Below are 20,796 nucleotides of genomic sequence, written 5' to 3' on the forward strand. Positions count from 1 at the left end.
GCCCCGCCTTTCGGCGGGACATGAATTAAAAGTCAACGCTATATCCTAACGTCACAGTTCTTCCCCGACCGGAGAAATAACGCAGGGAGTTCACAATCGCGCTTTGCGAGTAATACGTGATGTACTCCTTATCAAACAAATTGGAGACCGCCAGATTAATTCTGCCTTTCGGCAATTTATAACCGACGGCGGCATCCACCAGTAAATAACCGTTAAAGTCCTGCTGACGGTTATCCATAATTCTGTCGAAGGCGTAATTGGCCTGAATAAAGGAAGACCACTGCGGCGTCCAGTTGGCAGACCAGCTGGCGGTCAGGCGATCCGGCGGAATATTTAAGCCGTCCAGCTTGCTGTCCAGGCTGCCGTTGCCGTCACTGTCATACCATCCCTGAATGTGGGAATAACCGAACTTCAGGCTATGGTCGTCATTCACTTTGTAGCCCAGTGATGTTTCGATACCGTCAATGCGGGTTTTCTGGCGCTCACTCTGGAAGGTGCCGTTGACATCCACCACACGTTCGCCCAGCTTAGAGGTCGAGCGGTAGTAACTCATCTCAAAGGTCACCGGGTCTTTATCGATACGAAAACCGGTTTCCACGTTATCCGTGACAATCGGCTCCAGCGGCAGCATATTGACCGACTGATTGGCGGTTTTAATGCCACGCAGCGTGCGGCCTACGTCAGGAATACCAAAGCCCTGTGAATAGTTGGCGAACAGGCTCAATGGCTGATACGGCGTGGTCCATACTGCCCCCACGTTATACAACGTCTTGTTGAAACTCAGCCGACCGCCCTGCACATCCACGCTGTTATTCGGCGCTTTGGCGGTACTGGCCGCCACCGTCCGGAAACTGTCGATGTCCAGTCGGGCGTACTCATAGCGCACCCCGGTGGTGATTTTCAGTGAATCGACCGGCTGAATATCCCACTGCATAAACGGCGACAGATCGGTGTATTTCATCTGCGGTGCGTAGATACGCTTGGTCAGCCAGAAATCCTGTTTACCGGTATCAAACAGGGTATCGAACCCAACGGTCGCTTTCAGGTAGTCATCCCAGATATCGTCTTTGGTCAGCGCCACTTTGCTACCGTAACGGCTGGAGGTCACTCGTGACTGGTCATAGAGCTTATTCAGCGGCGCAATGCGGACATCCTGGAAAGAGGCGGAGTTATCTGCGCCGAACAACGACTCGTAATTCTGGTAATACACCAGCGAGTTCAGCTTCATGCCCGCCAGATTGTAATTATCGTAGGTAGCGCTGGTGGTCCAGACGCTGTTCATCGGCGCATCGCCGACCGGACGCCCCGATATGGACGTGGTCGGGATACCCTTATCGCGGTCACCGGCAATGCCCAGATAGTTCATCTTGCCTTTGATCTGATAACGGTTAAGGCTGAACTGGATTCGCTGGTCATCATCCAGCCAGTAGCCAACCTTCGCTATCACGTCATAGGCGCGCGAATCCATCAGGTCGCCCTGGGTATTATCCACCCCAATCGGGCGATCTTTTCCGTCCAGAAACAGCCCCTGATCTTCATAACTGACGGAGAACAGGTAATCCAGATACTCTTCGCGACCACTGAACCCGTAAGTGGTTTTGTAGCTCATGGTGTCTGAGCTGACTTTCGTCGGCGAGGTAGTTTCCACGCTGAAGTGCTGGTTAAACGAACCCGGTTCCGGGCGGCGAGTGATAATATTGATAACGCCACCGGTCGCACCGATACCGTTGCTGGCACTGGCACCGTGAATCACTTCGATGTGGTCTACCATTGAGAAATCAATGGTGTGCATTTCACGCCCGGTAGGACGCAACGGGTTCGACTGCGGAATGCCGTCGACCATGATCAACGGCGCGCGACCACGGAATGTTTCGCCGCTACCGCTCATTTTCTGGCGGCTCGGTGCCATTGCCGGTAATAAATTACTTAATATCTGGGAAGAATCACTGGTAATTTGTCGCTGCTGTTCAATCTGTTCTTTAGTAATAATGGTTACAACCTGAGGCGAATCTTTTTTTTCGGTATCCGTTCGGGACGCCGTGACCACCATTTCGCTGTCATTTTTATTTGTACTATCTGCTGCGTCAGCCTGTGTAAATAAAAATAATGGCGTCAACGCATATAATGCCCGAACCTTCATTCCTGCAACCTCATTATTATTTTCCCAGTCAATAAAACGCGGGTGTTCCCACCAGCACATATCATTAAATAATCTGTTCAGCCCAATGTGATGCCCGTAATAACGCCGCCAGCAATTGGCTTTTATTATTTCGCTTTTCGGATCATGACGGGCTATTCACGCTGAATTACCGATGGCGGATTTGCGCCACCGCGTCAGTTAACGCCTGCTCAAAACGTGCCACAACGCTGCGACACTGTTCTTCGGTAATAATCAGGGGTGGCAGCAACCTGACCACATTACCCTGTCGGCCTCCCCGCTCCAGCAACAGCCCCTGCCGGAAACAATGCTGTTGGATAGCCGCGGCCAGGTCGGCATCCAGCGGGTAACACCCACCGGCCTGCACGGGCTGACGCTCATCCACAATTTCGATGCCCAGCATCAGGCCACGGCCACGCACCTGTCCCAGACAAGGGAAGCGTGGCTGCATCTGCATGAACTGCTGCTTGAGCCATTCACCACGTGCCGCCGCCTGCGCCGCCAGTTTGTCGCGCAGCAAAATATCAATGGTGGTTTTCCCGGTCGCCATCGCCATCTGGTTGCCACGGAAGGTGCCGGTGTGGGTACCCGGTTTCCAGACATCAAACTCGCGTCGAATGCCCAGCACCGCCATCGGTAAACCACCGCCCACCGCTTTCGACATCACCACGATATCCGGCTCAATACCCGCCTGTTCAAAGGCGAACATACTGCCGGTGCGGGCAAACCCGGCCTGGACTTCATCCACAATCAGCAGGATGCCGTGACGGCGCGTCACCTCGCGCAGCGTTTGCAGCCAGCGTGCCGGTGCCGGGTTAACGCCGCCCTCACCCTGCACCGCTTCAACGATAACCGCAGCCGGCAGTGGCATACCGCGCTCGACATCATCGATAAACCCGGTGAAATAGCGGCTGAGTGCCTCAACACCCGCGTCACCGCCAATCCCCAACGGGCAGCGGTATTCATGGGGATACGGCAGGAATTGAACCCCGGGCATGAGATTCTGTACGGCTTCTTTCGGGCCGATATTGCCGGTCACGGCCAGGGCACCGTGTGTCATGCCGTGATAACCGCCGGAGAAGCTGATAATGCCGCCCCGACCGGTATAGGTTTTCGCCAGCTTCAGCGCCGCTTCAACCGCATCCGCCCCCGAGGGGCCGCAAAATTGCAGGCAGTACTGGCTTTCACCGCCCGGCAACAGCGCCAGCAAGGTTTCGCAGAAGGCATCTTTTAGCGGCGTGGTGAGATCCAGCGTGTGCATCGGCAGGCCCGATGCCAGAAATGCCTGAATACTGGCGACAACCTCCGGGTGGTTATGCCCCAGCGCCAGCGTCCCCGCCCCTGCCAGACAATCCAGATACCGGTTGCCGTCCACATCCGTCACCCACACACCCTGTGCTTGCTGGATGACCAGCGGTAATTTGCGCGGATAACTGCGCACATTGGATTCAAACCGTCTTTGACGCTCCAGATAATCGGCATTGGTTCTCTGCCCACTCTCCATGACCGCCGCATCCATTACCGCCCACTGTGTCTCTGACATCGCCTTCACCCTCCGTGATATTGATAATGACAATAATTATCATTAAGAATAGTGATACTCAAGTGTTATTTAAATGACAGTTTTCATAACCAAATCCTTACAAACACTGACAGAATGCTAACTAAGCGCAGGCGGCAAGAGGCTTTTTTGCGGCAAAACGGGGGCAAAATACACGAGGCGAGCAGGCCGGACATGAACTCATTTTTGTGACGAATGTCACAGTAAGCAACTGGGTAGTATTCAGGTCTATCATTGCGATATCCCGCAAGGGGAATGATCGGATGGGATAATAAAAACGCCGGTTCCCCTATAGAAAACTGGCGTTATAACAAACAGATAAGTCAGTCAACTCAGTATGACTGATGATGAGTGTGACGATAATAAGTGTGGCGATGAATTAGTGTGACGACGATTCCGGCTCAAACAACGGCAACGGTTTGCCGATGATATAACGCTGGCGCAAATGGGCGGATAACACATCCATCAGCATCACCACCACCACCAGAATCAGGGTGATGAACATCACCACATCCCAGTTCCATAGCCGCATGTTTTCGGCATACACCAGCCCGATACCGCCCGCGCCGACAAAACCCAGCACCGCGGCGGAGCGCACGTTCGACTCCATTTGGTAGAGGCTGAGCGCCAGAAAGGTGGGGAACGATTGGGTAAAAATGCCGAAGCGGTGTTTTTGCAGGCTATTAGCTCCCACAGCACTCAACCCACGGCTCGGCGAACGTTCTACCGCTTCATGCCCTTCGGCATACAGCTTGCCGAGCAAACCGGCATCCTGCATCAGAATAGCCAGCGCACCGGATAGCGGCCCCATACCCACCGCCCGCACAAAAATAAGCCCCCATATCGCCATGTCGATGCCACGTAACACATCCAGCAGGCGACGCACCAGCAACGCGACCGGTCGCAATATCGGCGCGTGCATCACGTTACGGGCCGCAAGAAATGACAGTGGTAACGCCACCAACGTCGCCGTCAGCGTACCGGCGAACACAATCGCGATGGTGATAAATATCTGTGACAGGTAGTAACCAAACGGCCAGTTGGCAAAGTCGTGCCACACGAACATGTGCATAAAGTAGCGCCCTAACTCACCGAAGCCGCGCAACCATTGCTCGATGCTGATGCCGAAAAACACCAGAAAAACCAGATAGTAAAGTAATACGGCGGCCCCCGTCAGCCCGACACGCCACAGATAACGGCGCTGCTGGCTGAATAGCTCGGGGTGTTGCTGTTTGATGGCGGCGATATCCGTCGACGCCAGCGAAGTCATGTTCATTTGCTGCCCTCCACTACCCGCTGCCGCAACCATCCGGACAGCGCATCCAGCATTGAAACCACCACAATAATCAGCAGCATGGTGATGCTGACCTGGTCATAGCGGTCCAGTTTGATATTGATCATCAGTTCCTGACCAATGCCCCCGGCCCCAACCAGCCCAAGAATGGTGGACTGGCGGAAGTTGATCTCCAGCCGCATAAAGCTGTAGGAGAGCACAATCGGTTTGACCTGCGGCCACAACCCGAAACGCATACGCTGTAATACGCTAGCACCACAGGCGGCCAGCCCGCGTACCGGCCGTTCCGAGGCGGTTTCGATCGCTTCATAAAACAGCTTGGTCAGGCTACCAATGGTGTGTAACGCCAGCGCCAGAAAACCGGGGATGACACCGATACCGAAGGCCATCACAAACATCACCGCCCACGCCAGTTCCGGCATGGTGCGCAAAAACGCCACCAACGCCCGGATAGTAAAACGTACCCCTGGCAGGCTCTGGGTATTCCCGGCAGCCAGAAAGCCCAGCACCACCGATGCCGCCACCGAGAATAACGTGGCCGCCAGCGCCAGGTTAAGCGTTTCCCAAATCAGCGGTAACTGGATAGGCAGGCGGTATCCCCAGTAAGCCAGCGACCCTTCGGTATGACCATCCGCCAATAGCAGATGCCAGTGCAATACCGGCATCGTTTCCGACAGGTAGTCAAAAAAATGGGGGAAGGACGTCCACAGGGTGTTCAGATTAAATTCGGACAATTTGCCCGCACCGATATACAACACGGCCAGCACCAGCGCCCATATCAATGACTCGCGCTTTTGCTGCGTACGTATGCGCTGGTAGTAGCGTTCAAAATCAGGATTCAGCATGCGTTTAGTCTGGATGGTGGAAAACAGATGAGCGGGTCGGCGTCGCCATAAAGCGAGAAAGGCATCCTGCCTGTGTTTTCGTCCTCAATATTGCGCCATGATGCACCGCGGATTCAGGAACGCGCCGGGAGCGATAGCCCGGCGCAACACCGCTAGCCGTGCTTAGCGATTGCCTTTAGTCAGCTCGCGTTTCATCTCGATGATGGTTTTGTAGTCGTCCACGCTGGCCGGGCCGATATGCTGTTTGCCACCGACCGCTTTGATGAAGCACTCGTGGTCTTCTTTATCCAGCTTATTCACCGCGGCGATCAACCTGGCTTTAAAAGGCGCAGACAAGGCGTTGCTCACCAGCACAGGGCCGTTAGGGATCAACGGCGATTGCCAAATAATACGAATCTGCTTCATCAAATCCGGGTGGTCCATGCGGATCAAGCGGCCAAACGCGCCGCTGGTATAACCGGTGTTGTAGTCACCGATCATTGATGCCCAGGTCACCGCGCCATCAAACTGGCCATTCAGCACACCGAGGATGTCCTGCTCGTGGCCGCCGGAGAAGGTCACGCTGGAGAAAAAGTTGTTGTACTTGTTATCCGCATTACCGCCGAACTGCTGTTTAAACGCCTGATTAGGAATCAGGTAGCCGGAGGTGGAATCCGGGTCGGCGAAACCGAACGCTTTACCTTTCAGGTCTTCCAGCTTCTGATAAGGGCTGTCGGCTTTAACGATCACCACCGAGTGGTAACCACGTGACTGGTCAGCGTCATCCACCACAATACCGATGATATCCACCGCGTTAGGATCTTTGATGTACACCGACGCATACGACGAGGGCGACATACTCAGCACCAGATCAATCTTCTTACCCAACAGCCCCTGGATGACCCCGGCATAATCGGACGAGTTACGCATTTGCGTGTCCACGTTCAGCTCTTTATCCAGAAACTGTTTGACGCACTGGTTATCGCCGATTTGCTGGGTGGCGTTCTGCCCGCCCAAAATACCCAGGTTCAGGGTTTTCGGTGTTTCCGCAGCGAATACGCTGGCGGACACTACCGCACCGGCCAGCAACGTGGTCAACGTAAAAGTTTTTTTCATCGGTTTGCCTATTTTGTCGTTATGCCAAGGTGATGTGATAGTCGAAAAGCCCCGCATCAGCGCTAATGCATCCTTGCTCAAACGTCATCGTTAAACATCATTGTTAAAACCAACGGAGCACGGGTGATGCCAAACAGGGAATTAATGAACCGGTTGCAGGTCGTCGCCATACAAGGTACGCAACAACCCGTCGGTCAATGCTGACGGCGAACCGTCAAACACGATGCGCCCTTGTGCGATGCCAATGGCCCGGGTGCAATATTCTTTCACCAGCTCGACCGAGTGCAGGTTGACGACCACGGTGATGCCGTTGTCACTCACCTGTCGCAACACGTCCATGATGCGGCGGGTATTTTTCGGGTCGAGGGAGGCGACCGGCTCGTCAGCCAGCAGGATTTTAGGGTTCTGCATCAATGCGCGGCAGATGGCGACACGCTGCATCTGGCCGCCAGACAGGTTTTCCGCCCGTTGCAACGCATGCGGCAACAGGTTCATCCATTGCAACAGCCCAATAGCATGGGCGCGGTCTTCGTCGGAAAACAGCTTGAAGAATGATTTCAGGGTCGAGGTTTGGCTCAGGCGACCCAACAGTACGTTGGTCAGCACATCCAGTCGCGGCACCAGACAGAAATCCTGAAAGATCATGCCGCACTCGCTGCGCCACTGGCGCATCTGACGGCGACTGAATTGCAGTACATCCTGCGTCTCGCCGTGCTCGTCGACTTGCGGCTGTGTATAGCGCAAGATTTGCCCTTCGCTGGCCGGGATCGTGCCGTTCATCACGTGTAACAGGGTCGATTTACCTGCACCAGAACGGCCAATCACCGCCACCATTTCACCGGCGTGCAGGTCAAAACTGAGGTTCTCCAGCACCCGTTTCTGCTGCCCGGAATAGGCTTTACACAGCTGCCGGACGGACAGAATGGGAGACTGTGATTGCGTCTGGGGTTGATAGGCGCGCAGTTGGGTAGCGCTTTCGGATGCTAACAGTGCCTGTGCCATGGTTTTCGTCATCGTTTACGGTTAGTCAACACTATGGACGCTATTAAGCGCAGTGCAGATGAAGACTTGATGACAGCTTTGTGATTAGAAAATGAACATTACAGAGGGACGACAGCAACGTGCACGCTGGTAAGCCGATATCACTGCTCACCAACGCCTACCCATACGCACACCAAAACACCAGCAGGCACGCCGCGTCAACAAACCACCACGGCGCATTAATGACGACAGTTTTTACCTATTAAACAATTAATTATACGAAAACAATGTCTTGCGCGACAATAATAGCTTACACGATAATCCACGCCCCATCGGCAGCGGCCTGTACGCCCTCCGGCAGGGTGTTTTGCATCAACCAGGCGTCGGTTTCATGGCTGAGGTGGGTCAGCCAGGTGTGTTCCGGACGTAACCACTCACGCACCTGCAATACGGTGTTCAGATCACTGTGATTGAGCGGTGGCGTGTCGCGCGGCGGCTGGGTGCAGTCCATCACCATATGCTCAAGCCGCTTACCACGCAAAAACGCCAGGGTATCATCCGGCAGGCCGCAGGTGTCAGTTAAGTACGCCACGGCATGGCGACCGGTTTCCAGCAGATAACCGAAGGTGGGTTTGGAATGATTCAGCGGCAGTGCCGTCACCCATAACGCGCCCATCGCTACCGTCTGAAACGGTGTCATCGCCGGTTGAAAATCCAGCCGTCGTGGATGCTTATACAGGTCATCGCAACCTTGTTCATCCGGTGGGCCGAATACCGGGATCCGATCGCCGATGCCCCAACGCAACGAAAACAGCCCCTGAACATGGTCGACGTGGTAATGCGTCAGCAGAATACGGCGGATTTCATTCACGCCAAAGCGCTGTTCCAGTTGCGTCACGCCCGCATCCAGCAAGGTCATCTCGCCATCACATCGAATCAGCATGCTGCTTGGCCCACGCCGAAAACGGGGATCCCGACGCGCACGTTCGCAGGCGATACACTCACAACCGGTCAACGGCACCTGCTGTGCGTCACCGGTGCCCATAAACATTAGTTCCATAGCATCAGCTCCATAGCATCACGTCCATTTTTCAGTCTCTCGTTTTTCAGCTGCCAGCAGGGTGTGGAACGCCTGTAGCGTCTGCGCCAGTGGTCCGTCGTTGTTCAGCCGTCGGCACGTCGCCGGGAGGATATCCATCGCATCGGCCCGTTGCAGTCGCAGCGCTATCTGCGCTTCATCTTCCCGCCCACGCTGGCGTAAACGCTGTGCCAGCACCGCCGCAGACACCTGCAAACACACCGGTAATAACCGATTGCCATAGCGCTGCGCTGCCTGCTGGTGGTGAGACCGGGAGCCGTTGACCACCACATCCAGCCCGGCAGATAACCATTGATCGACTTCAATGCCGATACCGTACTGATACTGGTGTGCCTGCCAGTGCAACGCGAACAGGTTGTGCTCACGCCGATAGGCAAACTCCGCCTCGCTCAGCGCGATGTGGTTCTCCCCCCCCGCCTGCGCCGGGCGGGTGATATACCGATGCGCTACCAGCAGGCGCACTGGCTCGGTCTGCCGCAGGGCATCCAGCAGCGTGTCTTTGCCGGAGCCGGACGCCCCGGTCAGCCAGATGAGCCGCGCCATCAGAACACCTGCCGTCCCTGAGCCCAGACATGACGGATTCGTACCTGCCCATGGGTATGGTGCGCCAGCACCAGATCGGCGTGCAGTCCCTCGGCTATTCGCCCCCGGTCGACGAGCCCGACCGCCTGCGCCGGATTGTCGCTGACCATCGCCACCGTCTGCGGCAAGGTAAAGCTATTGCGCTCATCGTCAGCGAGGCGAAACGCCGCATCCAGCAAACTGGCGGGATAATAATCGGATGACAGAATATCCAGCAGCCCCTGCTCCGCCAGATGAGACGCCGCCACATTACCGGAGTGAGAACCGCCACGCACGATATTGGGTGCCCCCATCAGCACTTTCATGCCACTGGTGTGCGAGGCCTGCGCCGCGATTTCCGTGGTGGGAAACTCGGCAATCACGCTACCCAGCGCCAGCGATTCATGCACATGGGCCGCGGTGGCGTCATCGTGACTGGCGAGCGCAATACCACGCTTACGGCAGTGAGCGGCAATCGCCAGTCGGTTTGGCGTTGACCAGCGTTTGGATAGCATGCGCTGCTCGGTTTCAAACGCATCCATCTCCGCATCGTTCAGCCGGTATTTCCCCTGATAGTACTCACGGTATTTTTCCGGCGTCGCAAACTGCCGTTGCCCTGGCGAGTGGTCCATTAGCGACACCAGCGCCACTTCCGGGATATCCATCAGTGCTTCAAACAGCGGCAGGGTGGTATCGTGCGGTAATTCACACCGCAGATGCAGCAGATGTTGCGCCCGGTTTACCCCCTGCTGCTGGCTATGCACCACGGCGTCAATCATGCGCCGCAGGTTGTCGAGCCGATGGCCGCCATCGCGCACATCCCCTATCGCCACCGCATCCAGCACCGTGGTAATACCGCTGGAGACAATCAGCGCATCGTGGCTGCTCATCGCCGAATGCGCTGGCCAGTCGACTTTCGGGCGCGGCATAAAAAACTTGTCCAGATTGTCGGTATGCAGCTCGACCAGTCCGGGCAACAGCCAGCCGCCCTCGCCGTCCAGCGCCTGCGGCAGTTGGCTGGGCGTAGAAGAAAAGCCTTCAATCACACCATCACGCCAGGCCAGTGATCCGCTGACCACCTCGTTTGCCAACACCAGTTGGACATTATTGATTATCTGGGTCGTCGCACTCATGCCGTGAGCTCCTGCGTGACGGGTGCCATGTGATGCAGGCGGTCCGCCACGCGGGCGCGCACGTCTGCATCGTGGAAAATACCGACCACGGCGGCGCCACGCGCTCGCGCTTCTTCTATTAACCCCACCACCGCGTCGCGGTTGGTGGCATCCAGCGAGGCGGTCGGTTCATCGAGCAACAACACGGGATAGTCGGCGATAAAGCCACGGGCGATGTTGACTCGCTGCTGCTCACCACCGGAAAAGGTGGCGGGGGCCAGCGTCCATAACCGGCGCGGGACGTTAAGGCGGGTCAGCAGTGCGCTGGCGCGTGCTTCACACACGGCACGGTCTTCGCCGCGTTCCAGCAGCGGCTGCATGACCACCTCCAGCGTCGAAATACGGGGGATCACCCGCAGGAACTGGCTGACCCAGCCGATGGTGTCGCGTCGTACCGCCAGTATCTGCCGGGCTGGGGCCGTCACCAGGTCCACCCACGTATGGCGATGGCGTACCCACACCTGCCCGCTATCCGGCTGATAATTGGCGTATAAAGAGCGCAACAGCGTGGACTTGCCACTGCCGGAGTGCCCGTGCAACACCACACACTCCCCCGCCGATACCGTCAGGCTGGCCTGATGTAACACCGGCAGCCGGGCAGCATGCTGGTTATGCAGAACAAAGGTTTTACTCAAATTTTCCACGCGCAGAATGGTCATGGATGTGCCTTCGGTTGTCATAGTTCACCTCATCGCCAGTTGCGCTTATCCCAACACCGACGACACCAGTAACTGGGTATAAGGATGATGTGGATCATCCAGCACCCGGTCGGTCAGGCCGCTTTCCACGACCTTGCCCTCACGCATCACCAACAGCCGATGCGCCAGCAGGCGCGCCACACCGAGGTCATGGGTCACAATCACCACCGCCAGCCCCAGATCACGTACCAGCGTGCGCAGCAGATCCAGCAACCGCGCCTGTACCGACACATCCAGCCCACCGGTCGGTTCATCCATAAACACCAGCTTCGGGTGGGTCACCAGATTGCGGGCGATTTGCAACCGTTGCTGCATCCCACCGGAAAAGGTGGTGGGCAGGTCATCAAGCCGCGACAGCGGGATTTCCACATCCTGTAGCCACTGCCCGGCCTGACGGCGAATATCGCCGTAGTGGCGGGCGCCGACCGCCATCAGCCGCTCGCCGATGTTACCGCCCGCTGACACGCGGGGTCGCAGTCCGTCCATCGGATGCTGGTGTACCACTCCCCACTCGGTGCGTAACAGGCGGCGGCGATCGCTCTCGCTCATGGCGTATAACGAGCGGCCCTGATAATCAATCTGCCCGGCCTGCGGTGTCAGCCGGGCGGAAATCGCCCGCAACAGCGTGGTTTTACCGGAGCCGGATTCACCCACAATCCCCAGCACCTCACCGGGATAGAGATCGAACGACACCTCGCTAAACCCTTTACCGGGGGCGTACAGGTGGGTCAGATTGCACACCTGCAACAACGGCGCGTCATCACCGGTTTCCACGATGAGCCTGCCCGCCTGCTCCACTGCCGCTTGATCAATGTGATTCATGGTGCCCCGCCTCCTGACGTTCACGGCAATAATCGGTATCGGAACAGACGAACAGCCGGGTACCCTGATCGTCCATCACCACTTCATCGAGATAACTGTCGTGCGATCCGCACAGTGCACAGGGTTGATCCCAGCGTTGGACGCTAAACGGGTGGTCGTCGAAGTCGAGGCTTTCCACGTTGGTGTAAGGCGGCAGCGCATAAATCCGCTTTTCACGCCCGGCCCCAAACAATTGCAGCGCCGGCATCTGATGCATTTTCGGGTTGTCGAATTTAGGAATGGGTGACGGGTCCATAATGTAGCGACCGTTCACTTTCACCGGGTACGCGTAGGTGGTGGCGATATGCCCGAAGCGGGCGATATCCTCATACAGCTTCACCTGCATGATGCCGTACTCCTCCAGCGCGTGCATTTTGCGTGTTTCCGTTTCACGCGGTTCGATAAAGCGCAACGGTTCAGGAATCGGCACCTGATAAATCAGGATCTGATCTTCACGCAGCAGTGTTTCCGGAATACGGTGACGGGTTTGAATCAGCGTCGCCTCGACGGTACGCTCGGTGGTCGCCGCTTCACTGACCCGCTGAAAGAAGCGGCGGATCGACACCGCGTTGGTGGTATCGTCCGCCCCCTGATCAATGACTTTTAATACATCGTCATCGCCAATCAGGCTGGCGGTGAGCTGGATGCCGCCGGTGCCCCAACCGTAGGGCATGGGCATCTCCCGGCCACCAAACGGCACCTGATAACCGGGGATCGCCACCGCTTTAAGAATGGCGCGCCGAATCGTGCGTTTACTCTGTTCGTCCAGATAACCGGGGTTATACCCGCTCAGCGTGTTCATCGCGCTCCTCCTGCGGTGGCTGGCGTAACTGACGCAGCAGCGCCAGCTCGGCCTGAAAGTCGACGTAATGCGGTAATTTGAGGTGAGAAACGAAACCTGCGGCTTCTACGTTGTCGGCGTGCGACAACACAAATTCTTCGTCCTGCGCCGGGCTGCCGACCGGTTCCTGATAGGCAGGAGCCTGTAACGCCCGGTCCACCAGTGCCATCGCCATCGCTTTGCGTTCCGCGCGGCCAAACACCAGCCCGTAACCACGGGTAAAATGCGGTGGATCCTCTTCCGGCACCGTAAAGCCGTTGACCATTTCGCATTCGGTCAACAGGATGTCGCCAATTTCCAGCGCAAACCCCAGCTCTTCCGGCTCTATCTCCACCGTGACGTAACCGGTACGAATCTCACCAGCAAACGGGTGGGTGCGCCCATAACCACGCTGGGTGGAATACCCCAACGCCAGCAGGAAGCCTTCATCGCCGCGCGCCAGTTGCTGCAAACGGGCACTGCGCGGCATCGGGTACGCCGGTGGATCACGCGTGATATCCAGCGGCTCACTGCCATCATCTTCCTCGACCGCCGCCAGCCCTTCCGCCGTCATCATGTCAAACATATGCGGGCAGTGTTCCGCCAGCGGTTCCTCAGCCTTGGGCGCACGTGGTGTTTCACCTTCCGCCAGCAAGGCGAAATCCAGCAACCGGTGGGTATAGTCATACGTGGGACCGAGCACCTGCCCACCGGGCAGGTCCTTATAAACCGCTGAGATACGCCGCTCCAGTTGCATCCGTCCGGTATTCAGCGGCAGGCTATCCGCCAGGCGGGGCAGCGTGGTGCGATAAGCACGCAGTAAAAAAATTGCCTCGACCAGATCACCGCTTGCCTGTTTGATGGCAAGCGCCGCCAGCTCCCGGTCGTAAATACCACCTTCGGTCATCACCCGGTCTACCGCCAGCCCCAGTTGTTGCTCAATCTGCACGGTCTGCACTTCGGCCAGCCAGGCATCACCACGCCGCAGGTTCGCCTGTAACTGATGGGCAGCCTCAATGGCTTTCTCGCCCCCTTTCACCGCGACATACATCAGCACACCTCCACATGCGTGGTACGCGGCAACGCCATCAACGTGTTGCCGCAGGTAAACAGAAAGTCCAGCCCGGCGGGGAACGCATGCGGGCGATGTTCGAGGTAATCCAGCACACTGGCGGGTAACTGCGGCGCGATCATCCGCACTTCGGCAATGCCCGGCCCAGTCAGGCGTAATGCACGACCACCACCCAGCGCCGGCACTTCCAGCACCAGCGTCGTGCTGTTTTCTGGTGCCATGTCGTCACCGGCCGCAAACCCCGCCAGTGACAGTTCCCGGCTAACCGGCAGCAGGGCGAAAGCGGCGGCCTCACGTTCGACCAGTTTCACCCCGGTGTGAAACCGTAGGTTAGACAACAGCACCTCTTGCGCTAACGCGGGATCCAGCCAGAGCGGTGTTTCACGGTCCATCAGCGTCAAGACCACGGCGGTAGCGGAAGACGATAAACCGTCCCAGCCGTTGTCATGGTCCAGCGATACCACCACGCCCGGTTCGCTCATCGCTTTTAATATGCGGCGAAAGGCGTACTGCGCATCGCGCCACGGATGGGAAAAGCCTGCCAGTAACGTCATGCGTTATCTCCCCGCACCAGCGTAAAGAAATCGACCTTGCTGCTGGCGATTTCCCGTGCGCGTTGCTGACGCAACTCGTCATGAGTCGCCGCCAGCGGCACGATCAGTTGTTGGTAAAGCGCGCTTTGGGTACCTTGCTGTTGCAGCAAGCCATCAATTAATGCGCATAGTTCGGCATGGGGTTTATTACGCCCCATCACGTAGCTGTAGCCACAGGTACCGTCATCCAGCCGGACGACCGCCCGCGTGACCGTGACATCGCCCAGCACGAAGCGATTGCCGGTTGCGCCCATGCGCGCCTGCAAGCGGGTTAAACCGATCTCTGGTGCGCGCAGCAACTGCCAGGATGGCTGTAATGCCAGCGACAGCCAGTGACGCCGCAGTTGCTCCGCATCGCTGTGCGCCAGTACCGACAGCCAGCGCTGCCGTGGGGTTTGGGTTGTCATTCAGTGCTCCATGGTCAATTCGATCATGTCAGCGCGTGCCAGACTGACGGAATACTCCGCCACCCGGCCGCTGCCGTTACAGGTATTGAGCGTGCGGATACACATCAACGGGGTTTGCAGCGCCACTTCCAGCAGTTGCGCCTCTTTCGCCTGTGATGCCCGGGCGCTGATGCGGGTTTGACGGCGGGTGAGTGACTGCTGTAGCTCACGCGCCAGAAATTCGTGCAACGACCCGCTGGTGAAACGCTGTAGCACGGGCCACCAGTCAAGATTCGGCAGGTAGTGGTCTATCAGTGATACCGGTACGCCGTTAACCCGGCGCAGGGTTCGCAGATGAATCACCTCATCGCCCTCTTCCCGCCCCAGCGCCGCCGCCACGGATGCATTAGCCGGTCGCAACACCGCCAGCAACCGTTCGCTGGTGGGGTGGCTCCCCTGCTCCAGCAGGTTCTGGCTAAAACGTGTTTGCGCGTGTAACGGGTAATCATAAGGACGCATCAGCACCAGAATGCCGATGCCACGCCGACGCTGAACCAGCCCTTTATTGACCAGTTCATCCACTGCCCGGCGCAGCGTATGGCGATTGACGTCATAACGTGCCGCCAGTTGCTGTTCGGACGGCAGATAGTCACCGCAGCGATACACCGTGCGCAGCTCTTCTTCCAGCCGGGCGGCGATGGCCTGATACACAGTGGTAGGATGTCTAGATAACCTGTCCATAAAAAACTCCTGCTCGCAGGTTCAACTCCGCATCCCGACTGGCACACGGATTTTGCTTAACCCCGACACCGAACCGGAATGCAGCCAGCTATCGGCAGAGTTGACGTCTCAGTCAGGGAAATTGGGGATTATGTTGACAACACTCTGTGACAGGCTGGCGAAGCACGGATGACAAAATAGTGAAGGAAAAAGGACAGGCGATGAGACGGGTTGAATTAATATTTCAGATTTTTTTTGATTTCAATAGTAACTGGAAGGCTATAATAAAAATGAATACTATCGTGAGTAGGTCCGATTGACATGACTGACCTGAGTATAAGATAAAAATATAAAACACCTCCCTGTAATATAAAGAGCCAAAAACTCCTTTTCATTAAACATAAATATCAATACAGTGCTTCTGATGAAATCCTGCAGGAATAATTCACTTACAACCTGGTTATTCACCCCTTTTGACAAGGGGTGAGTATCGATTTACTAATCAGAATTTATTTTCAATATACGCAACGACCTCCACTTCAACTAAAGCTCCCATTGGCAGTTTTGCGGCTTGAATACAGGAGCGGGCTGGTGCAGTGTCCGTACCAAAAAAATCTTCATAGATCTTGTTAAAATCTGAAAAATGAGTCATATCCGACAAGAAACAGGTGGTTTTAATCACATGACCTATCGTCGAGCCACATTCCTCAAGAATTGATTGAACGTTTTTGAGTGACTGTACAGTCTGCTCTTTAATCCCTCCCTCTGGAAATTTCATTGTTACCGGATCCAGAGGGAGTTGGCCGGAAGTGAAAATCAGATTCCCAAACTGGATAGCCTGAGAGTAAGGGCCGATTGCTGCGGGGGCCAGCTCAGTATTAATCTTTGATTTCATAGAGACACCTATCTGTTACTTTATATTTTTTACAAAAAATTCTATTCCTGATGTATTCAGATAAATAGCCATCATCATTAAAGATGAATCGATACAACGTAGAACAATATTACCGCCCCTTAAATATTTATCATCATATTGTAAAGGAAAGAGTCACTGTATAACTATGACGCGCTGTAATCAGAACAAATGTTTAATGATATTCAAAACACCTGCAAATAAAGCACAGATACCTGTCAGGATCACGAACCAGTTCATAAAACCACCTTTTAAATGGTTCAGTTTTGGAACCTTGTGAAATGCATACTGAGGTAAGAAGAAAACAATGAACACACTGATAGGCACCATGAAGTATTTAATAATATTGATAACATCCAGATTTGCAACTGTAGGTATCAACGTAATAATGAATACGACACCAACAGATATAAGACGCATACCCAGTCCGTTAGAGAACGTATTTCCGCATTTAAATATATTAACAGCCATGCCAATCAGACTTTCTCGTGTAGCTATAAATGTACCCAGGAAAGCTTTCATTGCCGCGAAGAAAATAATCACCTGGGAACAAATAGCAAGCCAAGGCGCATCAAACTTTCTCGCCAGAATAGATAAAGAAGTAAGATTTTCAATTCGTGCTTCTTTAATTTCTGCTGGCGTTAAAGAAAAAATACAGCCCAATGAGAAAAATACTACGGTTGAGATGATAATGATTAAAGAGAGAATCAAAATCTGATCAATTTTTCTAAATGCCTGTTCCCCATGAGACTGCTTGTAATGAGCAACAAGACTGGAAACAATTGGAGTGAAGCTGAACGCAAAGATCAGAACTGGCAGATTGTTAAATGTTGATCTTAAAATTTCAGGAATGGAATTTGTATTCTCTTCTGCTGTCAGAAAAGACATATTCCAGTGAGGTACTGACATTACACCAAAGAAAATGAGTGAAAGTATGAAGGGGAAAACTATTACGCCAACAACTTTCAGTATTGTTTCTGTTTTCCCAAGAGAAATTAAAGACATAATGAGGATTATCCCAAAAACGGTAGCATTTCTGTTTAAAGGAGGAAACCCAAGTTGTGTTTTAAAAAAATCCAGAAAAGTATTACTCATTGTAATGGCATAAACAGCCAGTGATGGAATCATGATAAGGAAATAAGCGACCGTTAAGTACTTTACTGCTTTATTCCCTAGTAATTCATTCGTAGTATCAATAAGGTTGCTCTTGGATGTTTGAGAAACTGTCCCTACAGCAATATATTGTGAAAGAACCCGGTAAGTGAAATATGTTACCGGGAATGCTAAGGCAATGAGTATAACCATTGACCAGATGCCAGCACTGCCAAGGCTTATAGGCCAGAAAAGTGAACCGCTACCCACAGCACATCCATAAATAGCTAAAATCCATAGAACATCTGTTTTGAAACTGTTTCCTATCATATTGGACGTAAGGATACTGGAAGACATATAAATCTCCTTAATTGAAAAACAATTATATTTTATATTGGTACTTACAGAGTCTTTTGGAGGGCGTAATCCAGGTCGTCAATAAGCCTCTGACTATCTTCAAGGCCAATAGAGACTCTGATTAACGATGAATACCCTTTAAAAAATGAACGTGACTGCAAAGTTTCAACTGAATAGTAAGCGATGAGACTTACGGTTCCGCCATAACTGGCACCAATCCTAAATTGGGATAAAGCATTAAAAAAATCATCCAGGCGTTTTTCGTTTTTAAGTGTGAACGAAAATACAGAACCATATCCTTCGAAATATTTATTATACAGTGCATTATCTTCTGATGAGGCCAGACCCGGATGTAATACCGAGGAAATTGCAGGGTGATTCTCAAGCCACTGCGAAATAATCCTCGCGGAGTGGGAATGTTTTTCCTGACGTAACGGATAGGTTTCGATCCCTCTAAGGGCAAGATAACAGTCATCCGGGCTCACATACATTCCCATGACATCCTGCAGATTTCTGAGTTTCGCATGCCATCCAATATCTTTTGTGCTGATGCTCCCCAGCAGTATGTCAGAATGCCCATTCAACATTTTTGAAACTGCTTCAACCACAAAATCCGCCCCAAATTTCATTGGTTTGAACAGTAAAGGACCAGCCCATGAGTTATCCATTACCGTCAGAATATTTTTCTGTTGTGCAATTCTGACAATCTCTTCTGTATCCTGAACCTCCATTGTCAGGGAGCTCGGCGATTCCAGCATTATCAGTCTGGTATTATCCTGAATAGCTTTACGTAAAAAGCCAGTTTCTCTCGGTGGCACGAAAGTCACCTCAATCCCCAGTGCAGTTAAATTTTCTGTCAGAAAATTTCTTACCGGACCGTAACATGAATCAGAGACCACAACATGATCACCATTCTTCAATGTTGCCATTAATACCAGTACCAGCGCAGATTGCCCAGAAGGGAGCACAATAGTATGTTTAGCGCATTCAAGTTCTGAAATTACATTTTCTAACTCCCTATGAGTGGGGGAACCTGTAATCCCGTAACTGAATCCATCTGGCTGACGCTTTCTTCGTTCTTCAAAACTCTTAAAGTTATTAAAGACGATTGTAGATCCCCGATATATCGGTGTTGCTAAAGAGTTAAATGAATTTTCGCAATTATAATTATTCATTCCAGTTACCTGCTTTGGTTGATATCACAGGCTTCACTATTGCGTTTCGAATTTTATATTTCTATACTTTTTTCTAATGACTTCATAAGTGTGAGTAATGGGATAATGTACCGGGAAATTGAAACCTTCAGGGCGGTCATGCTTACAGGTAGTGCCACTAAAGCTGCTGAAATGCTTGGCATTTCTCAGTCAGCCGTCAGTCAAAAATTAAAAATTTTCGAAAATGATTACGGAATTGAGCTTTTCAGACGTGAGAGAGGCAGATTGGAAGCAACCGAAAATGCTCACATACTTATGGCAGAAGTGGAGAAGCACTTCAGGGGGATTGAACTCATTGAACACAAGATGAAATCCCTTAGAAATCGAATAGATACAACCATTCACCTAGCCGCCCATCCCGTATTCGGACAAAAACTGACTCCGAAAGTCATTGCAAGCTATGTAAAATCATCCGTGACGCAAGTCAAATTTTCAATTAACAGTTCACGCGATATCTATGAAACCGTTGACTCAGGTGAATTTGATTTTGGGCTTGTAGCCAATGAAATATATGGAAATAGCTGCGTGTTCTATAGTTTTTGTACGGTAAATGGCGTTGTTATTGCCCCCAGGAACACCATCAAAGGGAACAACAAGATGATTAGTCTATCTGACATGGCAAAACACAATTTCATCTCCCTGAACGCTGAAGATACGACACGCATAGCGCTTGAAAAGGAATGTAGAACAAAAAAAATAAATTTAAATGTAATTGTTGAAACACCTTTTTGTCATACTGTCATGGAAATAGTTAAGGCTGGGTCAGGTATTGGTATTGTTCATCCTTTAACACTTATAGATGTTGGCCCGGATGAGCTTGATGTATTCAATCTCGATGAAAAAATCACATTTGGAACAAACTTAATCTTCAGAAAAGATAAAGTTCTCAAGGATAGCGCAAAAGAGCTCATTAAACAGTTAAGAATTCAGACAGCAAGAGAACTGAAGGATATTTCACAGAATCATCATATTGATATAAAAACAAAACAATTTAATATTTAAATGGCTAGAGAATAACGTTCATTTACCTGACAACGTACAACGCGTTTTAGATAACGCAGAGAAATGCCAGTATTTCTCAGGAGAATGGGACAGCTCACTGTCTAAAACCACGAATTAACTCGTTTCCAGGCGCTAAAACCTACGTCGTGAGGTTTATTGGGTATATATGGCTAATATTATCAATTCGTTATCACTACCAAATTTTTTCAGAGAAAAAGAGACTAATGCTGAAAACCGCCACTGCATAAGAGCGATTTTCAGGCATACGAGGAAATAGCTTACTATTTATCAGGAAAACTCTC

The 20,796-nt window shown here is 52.9% G+C and carries 20 protein-coding genes; 1 reads left to right on the top strand and 19 read right to left on the bottom strand.

What is annotated here, in order from left to right:
* Window positions 1–25 precede the first annotated feature (25 nt).
* From FGI04_RS11005 to FGI04_RS11095, 19 genes are all read right to left on the bottom strand, one after another.
* Window positions 26–2,140: a TonB-dependent receptor gene (locus tag FGI04_RS11005; protein WP_038906384.1), complete on the bottom strand. Its 2,115-nt coding sequence runs from the start codon at window positions 2,138–2,140 to the stop codon at window positions 26–28.
* 166 nt (window positions 2,141–2,306) lie between these two features.
* Window positions 2,307–3,701 (bottom strand): diaminobutyrate--2-oxoglutarate transaminase, encoded by a 1,395-nt coding sequence (locus FGI04_RS11010; RefSeq protein WP_407336717.1) that lies wholly within the window; start codon window positions 3,699–3,701, stop codon window positions 2,307–2,309.
* A 397-nt stretch (window positions 3,702–4,098) separates the two neighbouring features.
* Window positions 4,099–4,995 carry a phosphonate ABC transporter, permease protein PhnE gene (phnE, locus tag FGI04_RS11015; RefSeq protein ID WP_342701348.1) on the bottom strand — a complete coding sequence of 299 codons (897 nt, stop codon included), beginning with the start codon at window positions 4,993–4,995 and terminating at the stop codon, window positions 4,099–4,101.
* Complete coding sequence (phnE, locus tag FGI04_RS11020) at window positions 4,992–5,858, bottom strand: phosphonate ABC transporter, permease protein PhnE (RefSeq protein ID WP_342701349.1); 867 nt, start codon at window positions 5,856–5,858, stop codon at window positions 4,992–4,994. The genes phnE (FGI04_RS11015) and phnE (FGI04_RS11020) overlap by 4 nt, the downstream gene beginning before the upstream one ends.
* Before the next feature lie 162 nt (window positions 5,859–6,020).
* Window positions 6,021–6,953 carry a phosphonate ABC transporter substrate-binding protein gene (phnD, locus tag FGI04_RS11025; protein ID WP_407273679.1) on the bottom strand — a complete coding sequence of 311 codons (933 nt, stop codon included), beginning with the start codon at window positions 6,951–6,953 and terminating at the stop codon, window positions 6,021–6,023.
* A 141-nt stretch (window positions 6,954–7,094) separates the two neighbouring features.
* The gene (gene phnC / locus FGI04_RS11030; protein ID WP_342701351.1) at window positions 7,095–7,955 is read right to left on the bottom strand and encodes a phosphonate ABC transporter ATP-binding protein; all 861 of its coding nucleotides are present in this window, start codon (window positions 7,953–7,955) and stop codon (window positions 7,095–7,097) included.
* A gap of 289 nt (window positions 7,956–8,244) precedes the next feature.
* Window positions 8,245–8,994, bottom strand: coding sequence for a phosphonate metabolism protein PhnP (gene phnP / locus FGI04_RS11035; protein ID WP_407336718.1), 750 nt, complete (start codon window positions 8,992–8,994; stop codon window positions 8,245–8,247).
* A gap of 18 nt (window positions 8,995–9,012) precedes the next feature.
* Window positions 9,013–9,576 carry a ribose 1,5-bisphosphokinase gene (gene phnN / locus FGI04_RS11040; protein ID WP_342701353.1) on the bottom strand — a complete coding sequence of 188 codons (564 nt, stop codon included), beginning with the start codon at window positions 9,574–9,576 and terminating at the stop codon, window positions 9,013–9,015.
* On the bottom strand, window positions 9,576–10,727 hold the full coding sequence (gene phnM, locus FGI04_RS11045; RefSeq protein WP_407321215.1) for an alpha-D-ribose 1-methylphosphonate 5-triphosphate diphosphatase: 1,152 nt from the start codon (window positions 10,725–10,727) through the stop codon (window positions 9,576–9,578). Before phnM ends, phnN begins: the two co-directional genes overlap by 1 nt.
* A complete protein-coding gene (phnL, locus tag FGI04_RS11050; protein ID WP_342701355.1) occupies window positions 10,724–11,446 on the bottom strand; it encodes a phosphonate C-P lyase system protein PhnL in 723 nt (240 codons plus the stop codon). Before phnL ends, phnM begins: the two co-directional genes overlap by 4 nt.
* A gap of 24 nt (window positions 11,447–11,470) precedes the next feature.
* Window positions 11,471–12,286 (bottom strand): phosphonate C-P lyase system protein PhnK, encoded by an 816-nt coding sequence (gene phnK, locus FGI04_RS11055; protein ID WP_407336719.1) that lies wholly within the window; start codon window positions 12,284–12,286, stop codon window positions 11,471–11,473.
* Window positions 12,273–13,127, bottom strand: coding sequence for an alpha-D-ribose 1-methylphosphonate 5-phosphate C-P-lyase PhnJ (locus tag FGI04_RS11060; RefSeq protein ID WP_407336720.1), 855 nt, complete (start codon window positions 13,125–13,127; stop codon window positions 12,273–12,275). The genes phnK and FGI04_RS11060 overlap by 14 nt, the downstream gene beginning before the upstream one ends.
* On the bottom strand, window positions 13,105–14,196 hold the full coding sequence (locus FGI04_RS11065; RefSeq protein ID WP_407336721.1) for a carbon-phosphorus lyase complex subunit: 1,092 nt from the start codon (window positions 14,194–14,196) through the stop codon (window positions 13,105–13,107). Before FGI04_RS11065 ends, FGI04_RS11060 begins: the two co-directional genes overlap by 23 nt.
* Entirely contained in the window at window positions 14,196–14,771 is a 576-nt protein-coding gene (gene phnH / locus FGI04_RS11070) for a phosphonate C-P lyase system protein PhnH (protein ID WP_407336722.1), read from the bottom strand. Before phnH ends, FGI04_RS11065 begins: the two co-directional genes overlap by 1 nt.
* Window positions 14,768–15,217 carry a phosphonate C-P lyase system protein PhnG gene (gene phnG / locus FGI04_RS11075; protein ID WP_019846292.1) on the bottom strand — a complete coding sequence of 150 codons (450 nt, stop codon included), beginning with the start codon at window positions 15,215–15,217 and terminating at the stop codon, window positions 14,768–14,770. The genes phnH and phnG overlap by 4 nt, the downstream gene beginning before the upstream one ends.
* Window positions 15,218–15,937, bottom strand: a complete 720-nt coding sequence (phnF, locus tag FGI04_RS11080) for a phosphonate metabolism transcriptional regulator PhnF (protein ID WP_342701360.1) — start codon at window positions 15,935–15,937, stop codon at window positions 15,218–15,220.
* Window positions 15,938–16,418: 481 nt separating this feature from the next.
* Window positions 16,419–16,811, bottom strand: a complete 393-nt coding sequence (locus FGI04_RS11085; RefSeq protein WP_407336723.1) for a RidA family protein — start codon at window positions 16,809–16,811, stop codon at window positions 16,419–16,421.
* Between the two features lie 180 nt (window positions 16,812–16,991).
* The gene (locus tag FGI04_RS11090) at window positions 16,992–18,278 is read right to left on the bottom strand and encodes an aromatic amino acid transport family protein (protein ID WP_407336724.1); all 1,287 of its coding nucleotides are present in this window, start codon (window positions 18,276–18,278) and stop codon (window positions 16,992–16,994) included.
* A 44-nt stretch (window positions 18,279–18,322) separates the two neighbouring features.
* Complete coding sequence (locus FGI04_RS11095; RefSeq protein WP_407336725.1) at window positions 18,323–19,453, bottom strand: trans-sulfuration enzyme family protein; 1,131 nt, start codon at window positions 19,451–19,453, stop codon at window positions 18,323–18,325.
* Between the two features lie 105 nt (window positions 19,454–19,558).
* Between FGI04_RS11095 and FGI04_RS11100 the strand changes: the two genes are divergently transcribed.
* Entirely contained in the window at window positions 19,559–20,494 is a 936-nt protein-coding gene (locus tag FGI04_RS11100) for a LysR substrate-binding domain-containing protein (RefSeq protein ID WP_407336726.1), read from the top strand.
* The last annotated feature ends 302 nt before the right edge of the window (window positions 20,495–20,796 follow it).

The sequence above is a fragment of the Dickeya ananatis genome, assembly GCF_019464615.1.
Lineage (GTDB): Bacteria > Pseudomonadota > Gammaproteobacteria > Enterobacterales > Enterobacteriaceae > Dickeya > Dickeya oryzae.

Coding starts and splice junctions, on each gene's coding strand:
- FGI04_RS11085 (WP_407336723.1), bottom strand. CDS start 16,811: ATGAAATCAAAGATTAATACTGAGCTGGCCCCCGCAGCAATCGGCCCT.
- phnH (WP_407336722.1), bottom strand. CDS start 14,771: ATGACGTTACTGGCAGGCTTTTCCCATCCGTGGCGCGATGCGCAGTAC.
- phnL (WP_342701355.1), bottom strand. CDS start 11,446: ATGACAACCGAAGGCACATCCATGACCATTCTGCGCGTGGAAAATTTG.
- phnK (WP_407336719.1), bottom strand. CDS start 12,286: ATGAATCACATTGATCAAGCGGCAGTGGAGCAGGCGGGCAGGCTCATC.
- FGI04_RS11095 (WP_407336725.1), bottom strand. CDS start 19,453: ATGAATAATTATAATTGCGAAAATTCATTTAACTCTTTAGCAACACCG.
- phnM (WP_407321215.1), bottom strand. CDS start 10,727: ATGAGTGCGACGACCCAGATAATCAATAATGTCCAACTGGTGTTGGCA.
- phnE (WP_342701348.1), bottom strand. CDS start 4,995: ATGAACATGACTTCGCTGGCGTCGACGGATATCGCCGCCATCAAACAG.
- phnD (WP_407273679.1), bottom strand. CDS start 6,953: ATGAAAAAAACTTTTACGTTGACCACGTTGCTGGCCGGTGCGGTAGTG.
- phnP (WP_407336718.1), bottom strand. CDS start 8,994: ATGGAACTAATGTTTATGGGCACCGGTGACGCACAGCAGGTGCCGTTG.
- FGI04_RS11005 (WP_038906384.1), bottom strand. CDS start 2,140: ATGAAGGTTCGGGCATTATATGCGTTGACGCCATTATTTTTATTTACA.
- phnF (WP_342701360.1), bottom strand. CDS start 15,937: ATGGACAGGTTATCTAGACATCCTACCACTGTGTATCAGGCCATCGCC.
- phnG (WP_019846292.1), bottom strand. CDS start 15,217: ATGACAACCCAAACCCCACGGCAGCGCTGGCTGTCGGTACTGGCGCAC.
- phnC (WP_342701351.1), bottom strand. CDS start 7,955: ATGGCACAGGCACTGTTAGCATCCGAAAGCGCTACCCAACTGCGCGCC.
- FGI04_RS11100 (WP_407336726.1), top strand. CDS start 19,559: ATGTACCGGGAAATTGAAACCTTCAGGGCGGTCATGCTTACAGGTAGT.
- phnE (WP_342701349.1), bottom strand. CDS start 5,858: ATGCTGAATCCTGATTTTGAACGCTACTACCAGCGCATACGTACGCAG.
- FGI04_RS11065 (WP_407336721.1), bottom strand. CDS start 14,196: ATGTATGTCGCGGTGAAAGGGGGCGAGAAAGCCATTGAGGCTGCCCAT.
- FGI04_RS11090 (WP_407336724.1), bottom strand. CDS start 18,278: ATGTCTTCCAGTATCCTTACGTCCAATATGATAGGAAACAGTTTCAAA.
- phnN (WP_342701353.1), bottom strand. CDS start 9,576: ATGGCGCGGCTCATCTGGCTGACCGGGGCGTCCGGCTCCGGCAAAGAC.
- FGI04_RS11010 (WP_407336717.1), bottom strand. CDS start 3,701: ATGTCAGAGACACAGTGGGCGGTAATGGATGCGGCGGTCATGGAGAGT.
- FGI04_RS11060 (WP_407336720.1), bottom strand. CDS start 13,127: ATGAACACGCTGAGCGGGTATAACCCCGGTTATCTGGACGAACAGAGT.